Raw genomic sequence first — 13,504 nt, forward strand, 5'->3', positions numbered from 1 at the left:
ACCCACCCAAGAATGGAAGTGCTGATGAGCAAGACCGAGACCCCGGCCTTGACCGGAGAGGGTGCGCCCCTGGTTCAGGAGGTGAAGCAGGCGATGGCTGGCTTCGTGAATGAATTCAAGGGCCTGAAGGCTGAAGTGAAAACCAAACTGCAACAGACAGAAGAGCGACTGACTATGCTGGATCGTAAATCAACCATCGCGGCACGCCCGCATCTTGCTGCCTCGATCACCGAAGGCGCACCGCACCAAAAGGCTTTTGACGCTTATGTGCGTTCGGGTGACGATGACGGCCTGCGTGGGCTGGATATGGAGGCCAAGTCGCTGACCAGTGCGGTCAACAGCGATGGCGGTTACCTGGTTGATCCGCAAACCGCTGAGATCATCAAATCGGTGCTGAAATCCACCGCCTCGATCCGTTCGATTGCGTCGGTGGTGAATGTCGAAGCGAACTCGTTCGATGTGCTGATCGACCACACCGATGTGGGTGCGGGATGGGCGGATGAGGCCTCGACCGCGACCGAGACTGCGACTCCATCGATTGACCGCATCTCAATCGCGCTGCACGAGCTGAGCGCGCTGCCCAAGGCCTCGCAGCGCCTGTTGGATGACAGCGCGTTTGACGTCGAAGGTTGGCTGGCCGGTCGTATCGCTGACAAGTTTGCCCGCGCCGAGGCGTCGGCGTTTATCAGAGGCGATGGTGTCGACAAGCCGAAGGGCATTCTGGACCACACAAAGGTCGATAATGACGTCTGGGCCTGGGGCAATATCGGCTATGTTCCCACCGGCATCGACGGTGGTGTCGAGGCGGATGCGATTGTCGATGTGGTCTATGCGCTGGGTGCCCAGTACCGCGTGAACGGCACCTTCGTGATGAACTCGAAGACCGCGGGTCTGATCCGCAAGCTGAAGGACAGCGATGGCCGCTTCCTGTGGTCCGACGGCCTGGCAGCGGGCGAGCCTGCGCGTCTGATGGGCTATCCGGTGCTGATCGCCGAGGACATGCCCGATGCGGCGTCCGACAGCTTCTCGATTGCCTTTGGTGACTTCCAGGCCGGTTACACCATTGCCGAACGTCCCGACCTGCGCGTCCTGCGCGACCCGTTCAGCGCCAAGCCGCATGTCCTGTTCTACGCAACCAAGCGCGTTGGCGGCGACGTGAGCGACTTTGCCGCGATCAAGCTGGTGAAATTCGGCACCGCCTAAGTGGTGGCGAATCCGGGGGGCGGGCAACTGGCCCTCCGGGCGGCGGGTACGGGCCGGGGTGAGATCCCTTGCGTTGTCTAGCTGCTCCCCTCCGTCCGAGCAACGTGGGGCGGCGCGTGCCCGTCAAATTCCTGAAGTGACGACCCCCGGAGGGGGCCGAGATTGCGGAGTGAATGGATGATGTTGATCGAAGAAACCGCCATCGCGGATGCGGCGTTGCCGGTAGATCAGTTCAAGGCGCATCTGCGTCTGGGCACGGGCTTTGCCGAGGGCAGTGTGCAGAACGAGGTGCTGAACGGTTTCCTGCGGGCGGCGATCGCTGCGATCGAGGCGCGCACCGGCAAGGTGCTGATTGAACGCGAATTTTCTTGGAGCCTGAGCGAATGGCTCGATGCTGCAGGCGAGGTGCTGCCGGTAACCCCGGTGGTGACAGTGGGCGCGGTGACAATCCGCGATGCGGCGGGTTTGGAAAGCACAATCGCGCCCGATGCCTATCGGCTGGAACAGGACAGCCAGCGCCCCAGGCTGCGCCCAAAGGGCGCAATGTTGCCGAACATTGCGACAGGCGGCTCGGTGAAAATCACCTTTGCTGCAGGGATGTCGGCAGATTGGGGTGGGCTACCTGCTGATCTGGGTCAGGCAGTTTTGTTGCTGGCCGCGCATTACTACGAATACCGCGACGAGACTGCTTTGGGTGCTGGTTGTATGCCCTTTGGCGTAACCAGCCTGATCCAACGCTATCGCGTCGTGCGCTTTGGCGCAGGGGTGACGCAATGAAGGCGCCGCGATTGAACCGAAAGCTGGTTCTCGAAGCGCCAGTCCGAACTGCCGACGGCGCAGGTGGGTACATCGAAACATGGGCCTCGTTGGGTACGGTTTGGGCTGAAGTCACTGCACGCAGCGGGTCCGAGCGTCAGGTGGCCGGGGTGCCAGTTTCGCGCGTGGGTTACCGCATCGTTGTGCGGGGTACGCCCGAGGGGTCATTGATGCGCCCGTCGCCGGACCAGCGTTTTGCCGAAGGCATACGGCGTTTTGTTATTCGCGCGGTCGCCGAGCGTGACCCGCGTGGCCAGTACTTGACCTGTTTCGCGGACGAAGAGGTGGCGGCATGAGCTATGGCGTTTCAGCGGCTTTGCAGGCGGCGGTGTATCAGCAGCTTTCAGGCGATACGCAGGTCAGCACGCTGTCGGGCGGCGCGATCTATGACGCGGTGCCGGCAGGGGCGGTGCCCCAGACTTATGTGACGCTGGGCCCGGAAGAGGTGCGGAATGCCTCGGACCGATCGGGCGCTGGTGCCCTGCATCGGTTCACGGTGTCGGTGATGTCCGAGGCCGCCGGGTTTGGCGCAGCCAAGGCCCTTGCGGGGGCGGTGTGCGATGCGCTTGAGGGTGCAGCACTGACCCTGGATCGCGGGCGACTGGTGGGGCTGTGGTTCGAACGCGCCTCGGCCCGCCGCACGGGAACCGGCGGTGCCATCCGCCAGATCGACCTGAGATTCCGCGCCCGCGTGGAAGACGACTAAGCAATCAACGGAGAGAACATATGGCTGCCCAGAACGGAAAAGACCTGTTGGTCAAAGTGGATATGAACGGCTCGGGCCTGTTCGAGACCATCGCGGGGCTGCGGGCCACGCGGGTCAGTTTCAACGCAGAAAGTGTGGATGTCACCAGCCTGGAAAGTCAGGGTGGTTGGCGCGAGCTGTTGTCGGGGGCAGGGGTGAAGTCCGCTGCGATCTCGGGTTCGGGCGTATTCAAGGATGCAGGCACCGACGAACGCGCACGACAGCTGTTTTTTGACGGTGAGACACCGAACTTTCAGGTGATCATTCCCGATTTCGGCATCGTTGAAGGCGCGTTTCAAGTCACCGGCATCGAATATGCGGGGTCGCACAATGGCGAGGCGACTTATGAGATGAGCCTGGCCAGCGCCGGCGCTTTGGCCTTCACGGCACTGTAATCCTATGGCCAATCCGTGGACGGGCGAGGTGGCATTGACCATCGATGGAGAGCGGCGGGTGCTCAAGCTGACGCTGGGTGCTTTGGCGGAATTGGAACAACAGTTGGGCACCGGGTCTTTGGTGGAACTGGTGCAGCGCTTCGAAGGTGGGGCCTATTCCAGCGGTGATGTGCTGGCATTGATCGTGGCCGGGCTGCGAGGCGGGGGCGCCGATGTCGCCCGATCGGATCTGCTGCGGGCCGAGATCGATGGCGGACCGATGGCTGGCGCCAAGGCTGCGGCTGAACTGCTGGCACGGGCCTTCATGGTACCGGGTGACGCATGAGCGGGTTCGACTGGCCCGCCCTTATGCGCGCCGGTTTCGTCGGCCTGCGCCTGACGCCGGATCAGTTCTGGCGTCTGACACCGGCTGAATTGCGACTGATGTTGGGGCAAGGGGCCGGGATGCCAGCGATGAACCGGGCGGGGTTGGACGCTTTGCTGGCGGCCTATCCGGACAAGCAACAAGGAGAGCGTGATGACGGATCGTGACGGGTTGGATGACCTGCAGGAACGGGGTGAGGCGCTGGGCGACTCGTTGGGGGATGCGGCGTCGATGGCTGCGGCATTCGACAATCAGATGAAGCGGATCAGCGCAGCCTTTGAAGAAACCGGCAAGGACGTCGCCACGTTGGAGCGCGGCATGTCCGGCGGTTTGCGCAAGGCATTTGACGGCGTGGTGCTGGACGGCATGAACCTGTCGGATGCGCTGGATGTGCTGAAGAACTCGATGATCCGCACGGCCTATTCGGCGGCGATCAAGCCTGTGACCGATCACTTTGGCGGCATGCTGGCCAATACGGTTGGTGGTCTGGTGCAGGGAATTTTGCCCTTTGCCAATGGCGGCAGCTTTTCGCAGGGCCGGGTGATGCCCTTTGCCAATGGCGGTGTGGTCAGCGGCCCAACGACATTTCCGATGCGGGGCGGCACCGGACTGATGGGCGAGGCCGGCCCAGAGGCGATCATGCCTCTGGCGCGCGGGCCAGATGGCAAGTTGGGCGTGCGGACATCCGGCGGAGGGCGCGCAGTGAACGTGGTGATGAATATCACAACGCCGGACGTGCAGGGGTTCAGACGCAGTCAGGGTCAGATCGCCGCTCAGATGAGCCGCGCCTTGGGTCGCGGCAATCGCAACAGGTAACACGAGGGAGCAGGTGATGAATTTCCACGAAGTCAGATTTCCCGCCAGCCTGAGCTTTGGCTCGGTTGGTGGTCCCGAACGGCGCACAGATATCGTGACGCTGGCCAACGGGTTCGAAGAACGCAACACGCCCTGGGCGCATTCCCGTCGCCGCTATGACGCCGGGCTGGGGATGCGATCATTGGACGATATCGAGACGCTGGTTTCGTTTTTCGAAGCCCGTCAGGGGCAGATGTTCGGTTTTCGTTGGAAAGACTGGTCGGATTACAAATCCGGGGCTGCGACCGCAGACGTGGCAATGGATGATCAGGTCATTGCTCGTGGTGACGGTACAAGCACCGAGTTTCAGCTGGTCAAAACCTACAGCTCGGGCGGGTTCAGCTATGTCCGCCCAATCGTCAAACCGGTTTTGGGTACCGTGCGGATCGGTTTAGAACAGGATCAAATGCGCGAAGGCGTAGATTTTGAAGTGGATCTAAACAGCGGTCTGATCACGTTTACAGCGCCGCCGCCTGAAGAGGTGGAAGTCACCGCCGGGTTTGAGTTTGACGTCCCGGTTCGTTTTGACACCGACAAGATTCAGACCAGTGTCGCTAGTTTTCAAGCGGGCGACGTACCCAACGTTCCAGTGGTCGAGGTACGTGTCTGATGAGCGGTGATAAGCAAGGGCTGCAGACCCATCTGCAAACAGGGTTGACCACAACCTGCCGATGCTGGGCGATCCGGCGTGAGGACGGGCAGGAATACGGTTTCACCGATCATGACATGGTATTGAGCTTTGACGGGATGACCTTCAAGGCCAGCACGGGCCTGACGGCCACGGCTATCGAACAAGCCACCGGACTGTCCGTCGACAACTCTGAGGCCATGGGGGCCTTGTCCGATGCCGCGGTCACAGAAGAAGACATCGAAGCCGGTCGGTTCGACAATGCTCAGGTCCGGGCGTGGCTGGTCAACTGGGCCAGGCCTGAACAGCGTTTTCTGCAATTCAAAGGCTCGATCGGTGAGATGCGCCGCGCAGGTGGTGCATTTCACGCCGAATTGCGCGGTTTGACCGACCTGCTCAACCGACCGATGGGCAGGGTTTACCAGAAACCTTGTACGGCAGTTCTGGGGGACGGTGATTGCAAGTTCAATCTCGGCGCGCCAGAGTATCAGGCCGAGGCTGAAGTGGTCGCTTTAATTGCCGGCACTGTCCTGCAATTGAAAGGGGCAGAAGCACCGAATGAAGCCTGGTTCAGGCGGGGCAGATTGGATGTTTTGTCCGGGCGGGCAACCGGGTTGTGGGCCGCAATCAAACAGGACGACCGGATCGTGGGTGGGCGCAATGTTACGCTTTGGTCCGGGATCAGCGGCGGCCTGGCCGTCGGGGACCGGGTAAAGCTGACAGCAGGGTGCAACAAAAGTATGCACACCTGCCGGAAAAAATTTAATAACATCATCAACTTTCAGGGGTTTCCTGACCTGCCCGGTGAAGACTGGGTAATGGCGGTGCCCAAGCAAGGCAATCCCAACACTGGGGGAAGCAGACGATGAGCGGCCATAGGCAGGATATTGTCGACGAGGCGCGCGGTTGGTTGGGAACGCCTTACGTGCATCAGGCTTCGGTCAAAGGGGTGGGTACGGATTGTCTGGGCCTTTTGCGTGGTGTGTGGCGCGCGCTGCTGGGGCACGAACCCGAAACGGTGCCGAGCTATAGCATGGACTGGTCTGAGCCGCAGGGCGAAGAGCGCATGTGGGCAGCGGCCCGCCGTCACCTGATTGAAAAGAACCCCAGTTCTGCGAAGGCGGGCGATGTTTTGTTGTTCCGTATGCGCGATGGGCGTGTTGCCAAGCATGTTGGTATCGTCAGCGAAACCACACCCGCGCTGCGGTTTATTCACGCCTATTCCGGCTATGGCGTCGTCGAAAGCACGCTGAGTGATCCCTGGCGCCGCCGGGTGGTCGCCTGTTTTGAATTCCCGCTGGAGGATGTGTGATGGCTACAATAATTCTGTCTGCAGCAGGAGCCGCGGTCGGCGGAGCGATTGGCGGCACCGTTGCGGGGCTGTCGACCGCGGTGATCGGCCGTGCCATTGGGGCAACGCTGGGCCGGGTCATCGACCAGCGGTTAATGAGCCAGTCGGTCATGGGCGGCGGCAGCGAAGTGGTCGAGACCGGGCGCTTGGACCGTTTCCGCCTGACCGAATCCGGAGAGGGTTCTCCGGTCGCTACGGTTTTCGGGCGTATGCGGGTGGGTGGTCAGGTTATCTGGGCGTCGGATTTTCTAGAAACCAAAAGCACAAGCACAACCTCGCAGGGTGGCGGAGGTGGCAAGGGATCTCCGAAATCGCCCGAGGTCACAACAACCACGCACAGCTACAGCTATTCGATTTCTCTGGCCATTGCGGTAGGGGCGGGGCAAATTTCGGACGTCCCGCGCATTTGGGCTGATGGAGAGGAGCTGGAGCTCTCAACCCTGAACATGCGTATCTATCGGGGGAACGACCATCAATTGCCGGACCCTCTGATCGAAGCCATTGAGGGCGCGGGCAACGTTCCGGCCTATCGTGGCACGGCTTATGTTGTGATTGAAGGTTTGCAACTGGCGCCGTTTGGAAACAGGGTGCCGCAATTTTCATTCGAAGTCGTACGTCAGGAACAGCCGGGATTGCCGGATACGCCGGATGCCCTGTTCAAGACCATCCGGGGCGTTGCCCTGATGCCGGGCACCGGTGAATATGCGCTGGCCAGCGAACAGATCAATTACACAAAAGGGCGTGGGCAAAGCTGGGCGGCGAATGTCAACTCTGCCTCGGGGAGGCCGGACCTGGTGACCTCGACCCGGGCGCTGCAACGTGAGTTGCCTTCCTGCGAGGCGGCCTCTTTGATCGTGTCGTGGTTTGGCGATGACTTGCGGTGCGGGCAATGTCAAATTCAGCCCAAGGTTTTGCGCAAAGACATCGAAGGCAAGAACATGCCCTGGCGCGTGGCAGGTGTGACCCGACAGACCGCCCAAGCTGTCCGGTGCGAAAATGACCGCCCCGTCTATGGCGCAACCCCTGCGGATCAATCCGTAGTTCAGGCAATCCGGCATATGAAAAGTATTAGCAAACGGGTTATGTTTTATCCGTTTATCCTGATGGATCAATTGCAAGGCAACGGTTTGCCAGACCCGTGGTCGGATGCCGCCAACCAGCCGCATTTGCCTTGGCGGGGGCGCATTACGCTTAGCACCGCGCCCGGTAGAAAAGGATCACCGGATAAAACGGCAACGGCCGACGCGCAGGTGGCCGCGTTCTTTGGACACGCACGCGCCAGTGACTTTGCCGTTGGCGATGGCGAAGTGACCTATAGCGGCCCTCAGGAATGGGGTTTGCGCCGCTTCATTCTGCATTATGCGGCATTGTGTAAAGCTGCTGGAGGGGTGGAGTCTTTTTGCATCGGTTCCGAAATGCGTGGGCTGACCCAAATCCGAGGTCTGACCGGCTTTCCAGCCGTTTCCCAAATGCAAGCCTTGGCCGCCGAAGTGCGCGAAATCTTGGGACCAGGCACAAAAATCGGGTACGCATCGGATTGGAGCGAGTATTTCGGCTATCAGCCGAATGATGGAACCGGGGACCGTTATTTTCACCTTGATCCACTGTGGGCAGATGAAAACATCGATTTCGTCGGCATCGACAATTACATGCCCCTGTCGGATTGGCGGGATGGTGAGGATCACGTGGATCTGAAAGCCGGCACAGACGCGATCTATGACCTCGACTACCTTCGAGGCAATATCGAAGGCGGAGAAGGCTATGACTGGTATTATGCCTCGTCGGAAGAGGCCGAAGCCCAGATAAGAACGCCGATCACGGATGAGGAGCATGATGAGGCATGGGTCTGGCGTTACAAAGACCTTCGCAATTGGTGGTCGAACCGGCATCACGAACGCATTGGCGGTGTACGTCAATCGAACCCGACCGATTGGGTGCCTGGCTCAAAACCTATCTGGTTTACGGAACTGGGTTGCGCGGCCATCGACAAAGGAACCAATCAGCCGAACAAGTTTCTTGACCCGAAATCCTCGGAATCCAGCTTGCCGAAATACTCTTCCGGTCGGCGCGATGATTTCATGCAGGTGCAGTACTTGAAAGCGATGTATGGCTACTGGTCTGATCCGGCAATCAACCCGCTTTCGGATCAATATGATGGTCACATGGTTGATATGGCGAACGCCTATGTTTGGGCATGGGATGCGCGTCCGTTTCCAACGTTTCCGAACCTGCGAAGCCAGTGGAGCGACGGGGCGAACTATCCCCGAGGTCATTGGTTGAATGGACGGTCAGGCACGCGGACTCTGGCCTCCGTGGTCACTGAAATCTGCTACGGTGCCGGAGTAAAGGATATCGACGTATCGCGTCTGGAGGGCGTCGTACGGGGCTATCTGGTTCAAGATGTCTCCAGCGCGCGCGCGGCATTGCAGCCCTTGATGCTGCGTTATGGGTTTGATGCGATTGAACGGGATGGTGTGCTGCTGTTTCAGATGCGCGACGGTCTGAAAGTGGTCGGATTGGATACAGACGATCTGGCAGACAGCTCTGATATCGAAGGCCGCGTGGAATATCGCAGAGAAGCCGAGGCCGAAATGACAGGCCGCGTTCGGTTGCGCTTTGTACAATCGGACGCCGATCATGATGTAGTGTCTGAAGAGGCCATCTTGCCGGACACTCGAACGCATTCGGTGGCCGTGAACGAGATGCCTCTATCGCTGACACGCGCCGAAGGCCGCCAAACCGCTGAACGCTGGCTAAGCGAGGCGCGGGTCTCACGCGAGACAGCGCGCTTTGCACTGCCGCCGTCGATGTTGCATCTGGGGGCGGGCGACGTCGTGAGCCTGACCAAAGACGGGCAGAGTGCGCGCTATCGCATCGACCGGCTAGAGCAGGCCGATCTGCAACTGGCCGAGGCAGTGCGCATCGAACCCGGCGTCTATGCGCCATCTGATCTGCCTGACGATCAAGTGTCGATCAAACCCTTTGTGGCACCGGTTCCTGTTTTGCCTGTGTTCATGGATTTGCCGCTGCTGACCGGCTCAGAGGCACCGCATGCCCCATACCTTGCTACTTCGGCCAACCCATGGCCCGGCAGTGTTGCCGTCTATTCGGCGGCCAGCGACGAAGACTATGCTCTGCAAGAGGTGATCTCGGGGCAAGCGATAATTGGATTTACCGAAACCCCGCTGAGACGGGCAAGCGCCGGTGTCTGGGATGAAGGAACGCCGCTGCGCGTCAATCTGGTTGATGGCCTGCTGGAATCGCGTCCTCGGGATGCGTTGCTGAACGGGGCCAATCTGGCCGCGATCGGGGATGGAACACCCGGCAATTGGGAGCTGTTCCAATTCGCCGACGCCACGCTGCAAGAAACGGGCATCTATACATTGTCCGGTCGCTTGCGCGGTCAGCTTGGGACGGATGCGATCATTCCCGATGTCTGGCCCGATGGGTCGATGTTCGTCCTGTTGGATCAGCGTATTTACCAAACCGGCTTGTTGCGGTCCGAGCGGCGTGTGAGCAAGCACTACCGCATTGGTCCGGCAACGCGCGGGTATGATGACCCGTCCTATGTACATCTTGTCGAGGCGTTCGATGGCAACGGGTTGCGCCCATACACACCGGTGCATCTGAAGGCGATGGGAACAGCCGCAGGTGATCAACTCTCGTGGATACGTCGAACCCGGCTGGATGGGGACGATTGGGCGGGGATCGAGGTTCCGCTGGCCGAGGAAAGCGAATCCTACCTTCTGCAAATACGAACCAACGGGACCCTGGTACGGGAACAGATCGTGAGCGTTCCAAACTGGACCTACACGTCAGCAATGAAAGCAGACGATGGGATCAACGGGCCTTATGAAGTCCACATTGCACAGGTTTCAGCCAGCTACGGGCCGGGACTATTCGCCCAAGTGACAGTCGGGTGATCCACTGAATGCGCCCTATCCTGCATGGAGATGTCGCAGCGGCGGCGCGGGCCTTGCTGGCCGCGCTACCGCAGGATCGCGACCGCCTTTGTACACGTCTCATCCAAGAAGCAGCGCTGGCCGACCAATATGTCGGCCAGACGGGTAATCTTCATCCATTGTTCGGGAATGGATCTTTGATGGCAGCCGCGCGAAACAGGCGGCTGGCGGATGAACCCGGATTTGATGATGTGCAATATTGTCGCTGTTTCGAACTGGTTTTGCAGCATCTGATCCGGTTTCAGATCAGCCGGACGCACAACTGACGCATTTCGTGGCGGCAAGGTTCAGATTCAATCGACCGCCAGGAATCTCATCGCCGCAATCTTCGCAATACCCGAATTCTCCGTCATGTATGCGGTCCAGGGCGGCTTGTAACCGGTGCGTTTCGATATCCCGATTGGCCTGTTGTGCCTTGGCCATCGCCTGATTCTGCAGGGCATCCATTCTGCTAAGGCGGCCGACGGCCTGCTGATCAAGCTCAACAATGGCCTGAGCCTGCTTTTCCGCCGCGGAATGTTCTGAAAGTTCAGCCAATCTTGCCTGAATTTTCGCTTCATAGTCTGCCAAATCTGTTTCATTCATTTTCGTTACTCTGCCGATCACGGGTTTGCGTTTGGCGTTTTTCCCACTAAATGGCATTCTAGGCGCAGCAAAGGATCAAAAGCCATGTTGGAAAAGCGCAGTCAGGTTACTCCGGTCGACCCGGTTTGGAATCGTATCACGACCGAAGCTCATGCAGCGGTCGAAAGCGAACCATTGATGGGTGGTCTGGTTCACGCTTGCATCCTGCACCACCGAAGCCTTGAGCGGGCCCTCTCATACCGGGTGTCGGCCAAGCTGTGTTCGAACGAAATGTCGATGATGGTGCTGCGTGAAATCGTGGATGAAGCCTATGCGGATGACGCTTCGCTGCTTGAAGCGGCCCGTGCGGACCTGATGGCAGTCTATGAACGTGATCCGGCATGCCACCGATTGTTGCAGCCGATCCTTTATTTCAAAGGCTACCAGGCGATGCAGGCTTATCGCGTGGCGCATTGGCTGTGGAAAAAAGGGCGCCACGATCTGGCGTATTTCTTCCAGATGCGCTCGTCCGAGATTTTCGGGATCGACATTCACCCGGCGGCGAAAATTGGTAAGGGCATCATGATCGACCATGCCCATTCGATTGTCATTGGTGAAACAGCTATTGTTGGTGACAATGTCTCGATGCTGCATTCCGTAACGCTGGGCGGCACAGGTAAGGAAGAAGAGCAGCGCCACCCGACCATTGGTAACGGCGTGCTGATCGGGGCCGGGGCCAAGGTTCTGGGCAACATCGTAGTCGGCCATTGCAGCCGCATCGCAGCGGGTTCTGTGGTGCTGCAAGAAGTTCCTGCCTGTAAGACCGTGGCAGGTATTCCCGCAAAGATCGTCGGCGAGGCTGGGTGCGATCAGCCCTCGATCTCGATGGATCATATGCTGGGCAAAGACCAGTAATTCAACCTTAGTTCGAGCGGTTTTTCTTTCTGTTCAACCGCTCGAGCCGCTTTTCCTCGCGGCGCTTTTTGCGCGCCTCGATACGTTTGGCGCGCTCAGCTTTGCGCTTGGCGACTTCGGCGGGATCCGGGTTATAGGTCGAGTTCTCGCCCGGATAGCCGTTGGGTTTTGCGATCGCAGCAACGGGCAGCGACGTCGCCAACAATGAAACCACCAGAAAGCACTTGGTCGAGTTCATGAGGGTCATGGGGCACCTTTGCATCAGAACTAGCAATGCAATCAAGGTGGTTTGTTGCGTGTGTCTGAGCAACTATCGCAGCGATCACGACTGCTCACAACATGGCAGTGATTTGGTAGGCCACGCCGGGGAATGATCCGGCGTGGCCTGTGTTCAAAAGGCTTTACGCCAGCATAACCATGGGGTTTTCAAGGTTATCGACGATGGCTTGCAGCAATTCCGCACCCAACGCGCCATCAATGACCCGGTGATCCACTGACATGGTGACCGACATGACTGTGGCAACGGTAAGTTCGCCATCGTCGCCGACAACCGGTTTTTTGACGCCCGAGCCCACGGCCAGAATGCCGGCGTGAGGCGGGTTCACAATGGCGTCGAAATTGTCGATGCCGAACATACCCAGGTTCGAGATGGCAAATGTGCCGCCCTGATACTCGTGCGGTGCCAGTTTGCGTTCACGGGCGCGACCCGCAAGGTCTTTCATCTCGGTCGACAGGGCCGACAGGGATTTGGTGTCAGCATCCTGCAGGACCGGAGTGAACAGGCCACCCTCAATAGCAACCGCAACGGCCACATCCGAAGGTTTCAGCTGCAGAACTCGGTCTTCCGCCCAGACGGCATTGCATTGCGGTACTTGCTGCAGGGCGTTGGCGACGGCCTTGATGATGAAGTCGTTGACGCTGAGCTTTACGCCTCGGCCTTCCAGCTGTTTGTTCAACTGGCCGCGGAATTTGAGCAGCGCGTCGAGCTTGATATCACGGCGCAGGTAGAAATGCGGGATGGTTTGTTTGGCCTCGGACAGGCGCGCGGCGATGGTCTTGCGCATACCGTCCAGCTTGACCTCTTCATACTCTCGCCCTTCGTACATGCGGGCCACGGCATCTGCCGAGGGACCAGCCGGTGCCGCAGCGGGTGCGGGTGCCGTAGCAGGGGCCGAAGCGGCAGCAGTGGCCGGAGCAGCCGTGGCGCTTTCGACATCTGCCTTGACGATACGGCCATGCGGACCGGACCCTGCGATTTGCGTCAGGTCCAGACCTTTTTGTGCCGCAATCCGGCGGGCCAGCGGAGATGCAAAGATACGACCGCCATCCGCCTTGGCCGGAGCAGCTGGGGCAGGGGCGGGCGCCTCGGACACCGCTGGCGCGGCGGCCTCGTTGCCCGCGGCGGCTGCGGGGGCAGCCGCAGGTGCGGCGATGGGCGTGGACGCGATATCATCGGCGCTTTCGCCATCTTCCAGCAGAACTGCGATGGCGGTGTTGACCTTGACCCCTTCGGTGCCTTCGGGGATCAGGATCTTGCCGATGGTGCCTTCGTCGACGGCTTCGAACTCCATCGTGGCCTTGTCGGTTTCGATCTCGGCCAGCAGGTCACCGGACGAGACGGTATCGCCTTCCTTGACCAGCCATTTAGCAAGCGTGCCTTCTTCCATCGTCGGTGACAGGGCGGGCATCAGAATTTCTGTGGGCAT

General features: G+C 59.6%; 17 protein-coding genes. 14 read left to right on the top strand and 3 right to left on the bottom strand.

From position 1 onward, the window contains the following. The first annotated feature begins 24 nt into the window (after positions 1 to 24). The 13 genes from ACR0AJ_RS06520 to ACR0AJ_RS06580 all read left to right on the top strand — a co-directional run bounded on the left by ACR0AJ_RS06520 (position 25) and on the right by ACR0AJ_RS06580 (position 10,585). Entirely contained in the window at positions 25 to 1,203 is a 1,179-nt protein-coding gene (locus ACR0AJ_RS06520) for a phage major capsid protein (RefSeq protein ID WP_480647030.1), read from the top strand. A gap of 177 nt (positions 1,204 to 1,380) precedes the next feature. Continuing rightward, positions 1,381 to 1,980: a head-tail connector protein gene (locus ACR0AJ_RS06525; RefSeq protein ID WP_170505537.1), complete on the top strand. Its 600-nt coding sequence runs from the start codon at positions 1,381 to 1,383 to the stop codon at positions 1,978 to 1,980. Further along, positions 1,977 to 2,315 (top strand): phage head closure protein, encoded by a 339-nt coding sequence (locus ACR0AJ_RS06530; RefSeq protein WP_170505540.1) that lies wholly within the window; start codon positions 1,977 to 1,979, stop codon positions 2,313 to 2,315. The genes ACR0AJ_RS06525 and ACR0AJ_RS06530 overlap by 4 nt, the downstream gene beginning before the upstream one ends. Next, the gene (locus ACR0AJ_RS06535) at positions 2,312 to 2,725 is read left to right on the top strand and encodes a DUF3168 domain-containing protein (protein ID WP_170505544.1); all 414 of its coding nucleotides are present in this window, start codon (positions 2,312 to 2,314) and stop codon (positions 2,723 to 2,725) included. Before ACR0AJ_RS06530 ends, ACR0AJ_RS06535 begins: the two co-directional genes overlap by 4 nt. A gap of 20 nt (positions 2,726 to 2,745) precedes the next feature. Further along, positions 2,746 to 3,159: a phage major tail protein, TP901-1 family gene (locus ACR0AJ_RS06540; protein ID WP_058280596.1), complete on the top strand. Its 414-nt coding sequence runs from the start codon at positions 2,746 to 2,748 to the stop codon at positions 3,157 to 3,159. Between the two features lie 4 nt (positions 3,160 to 3,163). Beyond that, a complete protein-coding gene (locus ACR0AJ_RS06545; protein ID WP_170358975.1) occupies positions 3,164 to 3,484 on the top strand; it encodes a gene transfer agent family protein in 321 nt (106 codons plus the stop codon). Then, positions 3,481 to 3,690: a rcc01693 family protein gene (locus ACR0AJ_RS06550; protein ID WP_170349056.1), complete on the top strand. Its 210-nt coding sequence runs from the start codon at positions 3,481 to 3,483 to the stop codon at positions 3,688 to 3,690. The genes ACR0AJ_RS06545 and ACR0AJ_RS06550 overlap by 4 nt, the downstream gene beginning before the upstream one ends. Then, a complete protein-coding gene (locus ACR0AJ_RS06555) occupies positions 3,677 to 4,339 on the top strand; it encodes a phage tail tape measure protein (RefSeq protein WP_170349055.1) in 663 nt (220 codons plus the stop codon). Before ACR0AJ_RS06550 ends, ACR0AJ_RS06555 begins: the two co-directional genes overlap by 14 nt. Before the next feature lie 16 nt (positions 4,340 to 4,355). After that, a complete protein-coding gene (locus ACR0AJ_RS06560) occupies positions 4,356 to 4,988 on the top strand; it encodes a DUF2460 domain-containing protein (RefSeq protein ID WP_170375798.1) in 633 nt (210 codons plus the stop codon). Then, positions 4,988 to 5,875, top strand: a complete 888-nt coding sequence (locus ACR0AJ_RS06565; protein WP_480647026.1) for a DUF2163 domain-containing protein — start codon at positions 4,988 to 4,990, stop codon at positions 5,873 to 5,875. The genes ACR0AJ_RS06560 and ACR0AJ_RS06565 overlap by 1 nt, the downstream gene beginning before the upstream one ends. After that, positions 5,872 to 6,318, top strand: a complete 447-nt coding sequence (locus ACR0AJ_RS06570; protein ID WP_480647024.1) for an NlpC/P60 family protein — start codon at positions 5,872 to 5,874, stop codon at positions 6,316 to 6,318. The genes ACR0AJ_RS06565 and ACR0AJ_RS06570 overlap by 4 nt, the downstream gene beginning before the upstream one ends. Next, the gene (locus ACR0AJ_RS06575) at positions 6,318 to 10,280 is read left to right on the top strand and encodes a baseplate multidomain protein megatron (RefSeq protein ID WP_480740406.1); all 3,963 of its coding nucleotides are present in this window, start codon (positions 6,318 to 6,320) and stop codon (positions 10,278 to 10,280) included. Before ACR0AJ_RS06570 ends, ACR0AJ_RS06575 begins: the two co-directional genes overlap by 1 nt. An 8-nt stretch (positions 10,281 to 10,288) precedes the next feature. Next, on the top strand, positions 10,289 to 10,585 hold the full coding sequence (locus ACR0AJ_RS06580) for a DUF7742 family protein (RefSeq protein WP_170349050.1): 297 nt from the start codon (positions 10,289 to 10,291) through the stop codon (positions 10,583 to 10,585). Here ACR0AJ_RS06580 and ACR0AJ_RS06585 read toward each other — a convergent pair. Next, entirely contained in the window at positions 10,566 to 10,904 is a 339-nt protein-coding gene (locus ACR0AJ_RS06585) for a TraR/DksA family transcriptional regulator (protein WP_170349049.1), read from the bottom strand. The two genes, ACR0AJ_RS06580 and ACR0AJ_RS06585, sit on opposite strands and share 20 nt — an antisense overlap. A gap of 84 nt (positions 10,905 to 10,988) precedes the next feature. Here ACR0AJ_RS06585 and cysE point away from each other — a divergent pair, with 84 nt between their 5' ends. After that, positions 10,989 to 11,798, top strand: a complete 810-nt coding sequence (cysE, locus tag ACR0AJ_RS06590; protein ID WP_170358963.1) for a serine O-acetyltransferase — start codon at positions 10,989 to 10,991, stop codon at positions 11,796 to 11,798. A 7-nt stretch (positions 11,799 to 11,805) separates the two neighbouring features. On the opposite strand, the gene ACR0AJ_RS06595 is transcribed toward cysE, so the two are convergent. Together ACR0AJ_RS06595 and ACR0AJ_RS06600 are read right to left on the bottom strand one after the other, a co-directional pair. After that, the gene (locus tag ACR0AJ_RS06595; protein WP_480647017.1) at positions 11,806 to 12,045 is read right to left on the bottom strand and encodes a hypothetical protein; all 240 of its coding nucleotides are present in this window, start codon (positions 12,043 to 12,045) and stop codon (positions 11,806 to 11,808) included. Positions 12,046 to 12,199: 154 nt separating this feature from the next. Further along, on the bottom strand, positions 12,200 to 13,504 hold the full coding sequence (locus tag ACR0AJ_RS06600) for a pyruvate dehydrogenase complex dihydrolipoamide acetyltransferase (protein ID WP_425080460.1): 1,305 nt from the start codon (positions 13,502 to 13,504) through the stop codon (positions 12,200 to 12,202).

The organism is Ruegeria sp. CJ9 (assembly GCF_056536625.1).

Excerpts from the sequence above, each read along its gene's own strand:
- ACR0AJ_RS06520 (WP_480647030.1), top strand. The coding sequence starts at position 25 with ATGAGCAAGACCGAGACCCCGGCCTTGACCGGAGAGGGTGCGCCCCTG.
- ACR0AJ_RS06525 (WP_170505537.1), top strand. The coding sequence starts at position 1,381 with ATGATGTTGATCGAAGAAACCGCCATCGCGGATGCGGCGTTGCCGGTA.
- ACR0AJ_RS06530 (WP_170505540.1), top strand. The coding sequence starts at position 1,977 with ATGAAGGCGCCGCGATTGAACCGAAAGCTGGTTCTCGAAGCGCCAGTC.
- ACR0AJ_RS06535 (WP_170505544.1), top strand. The coding sequence starts at position 2,312 with ATGAGCTATGGCGTTTCAGCGGCTTTGCAGGCGGCGGTGTATCAGCAG.
- ACR0AJ_RS06540 (WP_058280596.1), top strand. The coding sequence starts at position 2,746 with ATGGCTGCCCAGAACGGAAAAGACCTGTTGGTCAAAGTGGATATGAAC.
- ACR0AJ_RS06545 (WP_170358975.1), top strand. The coding sequence starts at position 3,164 with ATGGCCAATCCGTGGACGGGCGAGGTGGCATTGACCATCGATGGAGAG.
- ACR0AJ_RS06550 (WP_170349056.1), top strand. The coding sequence starts at position 3,481 with ATGAGCGGGTTCGACTGGCCCGCCCTTATGCGCGCCGGTTTCGTCGGC.
- ACR0AJ_RS06555 (WP_170349055.1), top strand. The coding sequence starts at position 3,677 with ATGACGGATCGTGACGGGTTGGATGACCTGCAGGAACGGGGTGAGGCG.
- ACR0AJ_RS06560 (WP_170375798.1), top strand. The coding sequence starts at position 4,356 with ATGAATTTCCACGAAGTCAGATTTCCCGCCAGCCTGAGCTTTGGCTCG.
- ACR0AJ_RS06565 (WP_480647026.1), top strand. The coding sequence starts at position 4,988 with ATGAGCGGTGATAAGCAAGGGCTGCAGACCCATCTGCAAACAGGGTTG.
- ACR0AJ_RS06570 (WP_480647024.1), top strand. The coding sequence starts at position 5,872 with ATGAGCGGCCATAGGCAGGATATTGTCGACGAGGCGCGCGGTTGGTTG.
- ACR0AJ_RS06575 (WP_480740406.1), top strand. The coding sequence starts at position 6,318 with ATGGCTACAATAATTCTGTCTGCAGCAGGAGCCGCGGTCGGCGGAGCG.
- ACR0AJ_RS06580 (WP_170349050.1), top strand. The coding sequence starts at position 10,289 with ATGCGCCCTATCCTGCATGGAGATGTCGCAGCGGCGGCGCGGGCCTTG.
- ACR0AJ_RS06585 (WP_170349049.1), bottom strand. The coding sequence starts at position 10,904 with ATGAATGAAACAGATTTGGCAGACTATGAAGCGAAAATTCAGGCAAGA.
- cysE (WP_170358963.1), top strand. The coding sequence starts at position 10,989 with ATGTTGGAAAAGCGCAGTCAGGTTACTCCGGTCGACCCGGTTTGGAAT.
- ACR0AJ_RS06595 (WP_480647017.1), bottom strand. The coding sequence starts at position 12,045 with ATGACCCTCATGAACTCGACCAAGTGCTTTCTGGTGGTTTCATTGTTG.
- ACR0AJ_RS06600 (WP_425080460.1), bottom strand. The coding sequence starts at position 13,504 with ATGCCCACAGAAATTCTGATGCCCGCCCTGTCACCGACGATGGAAGAA.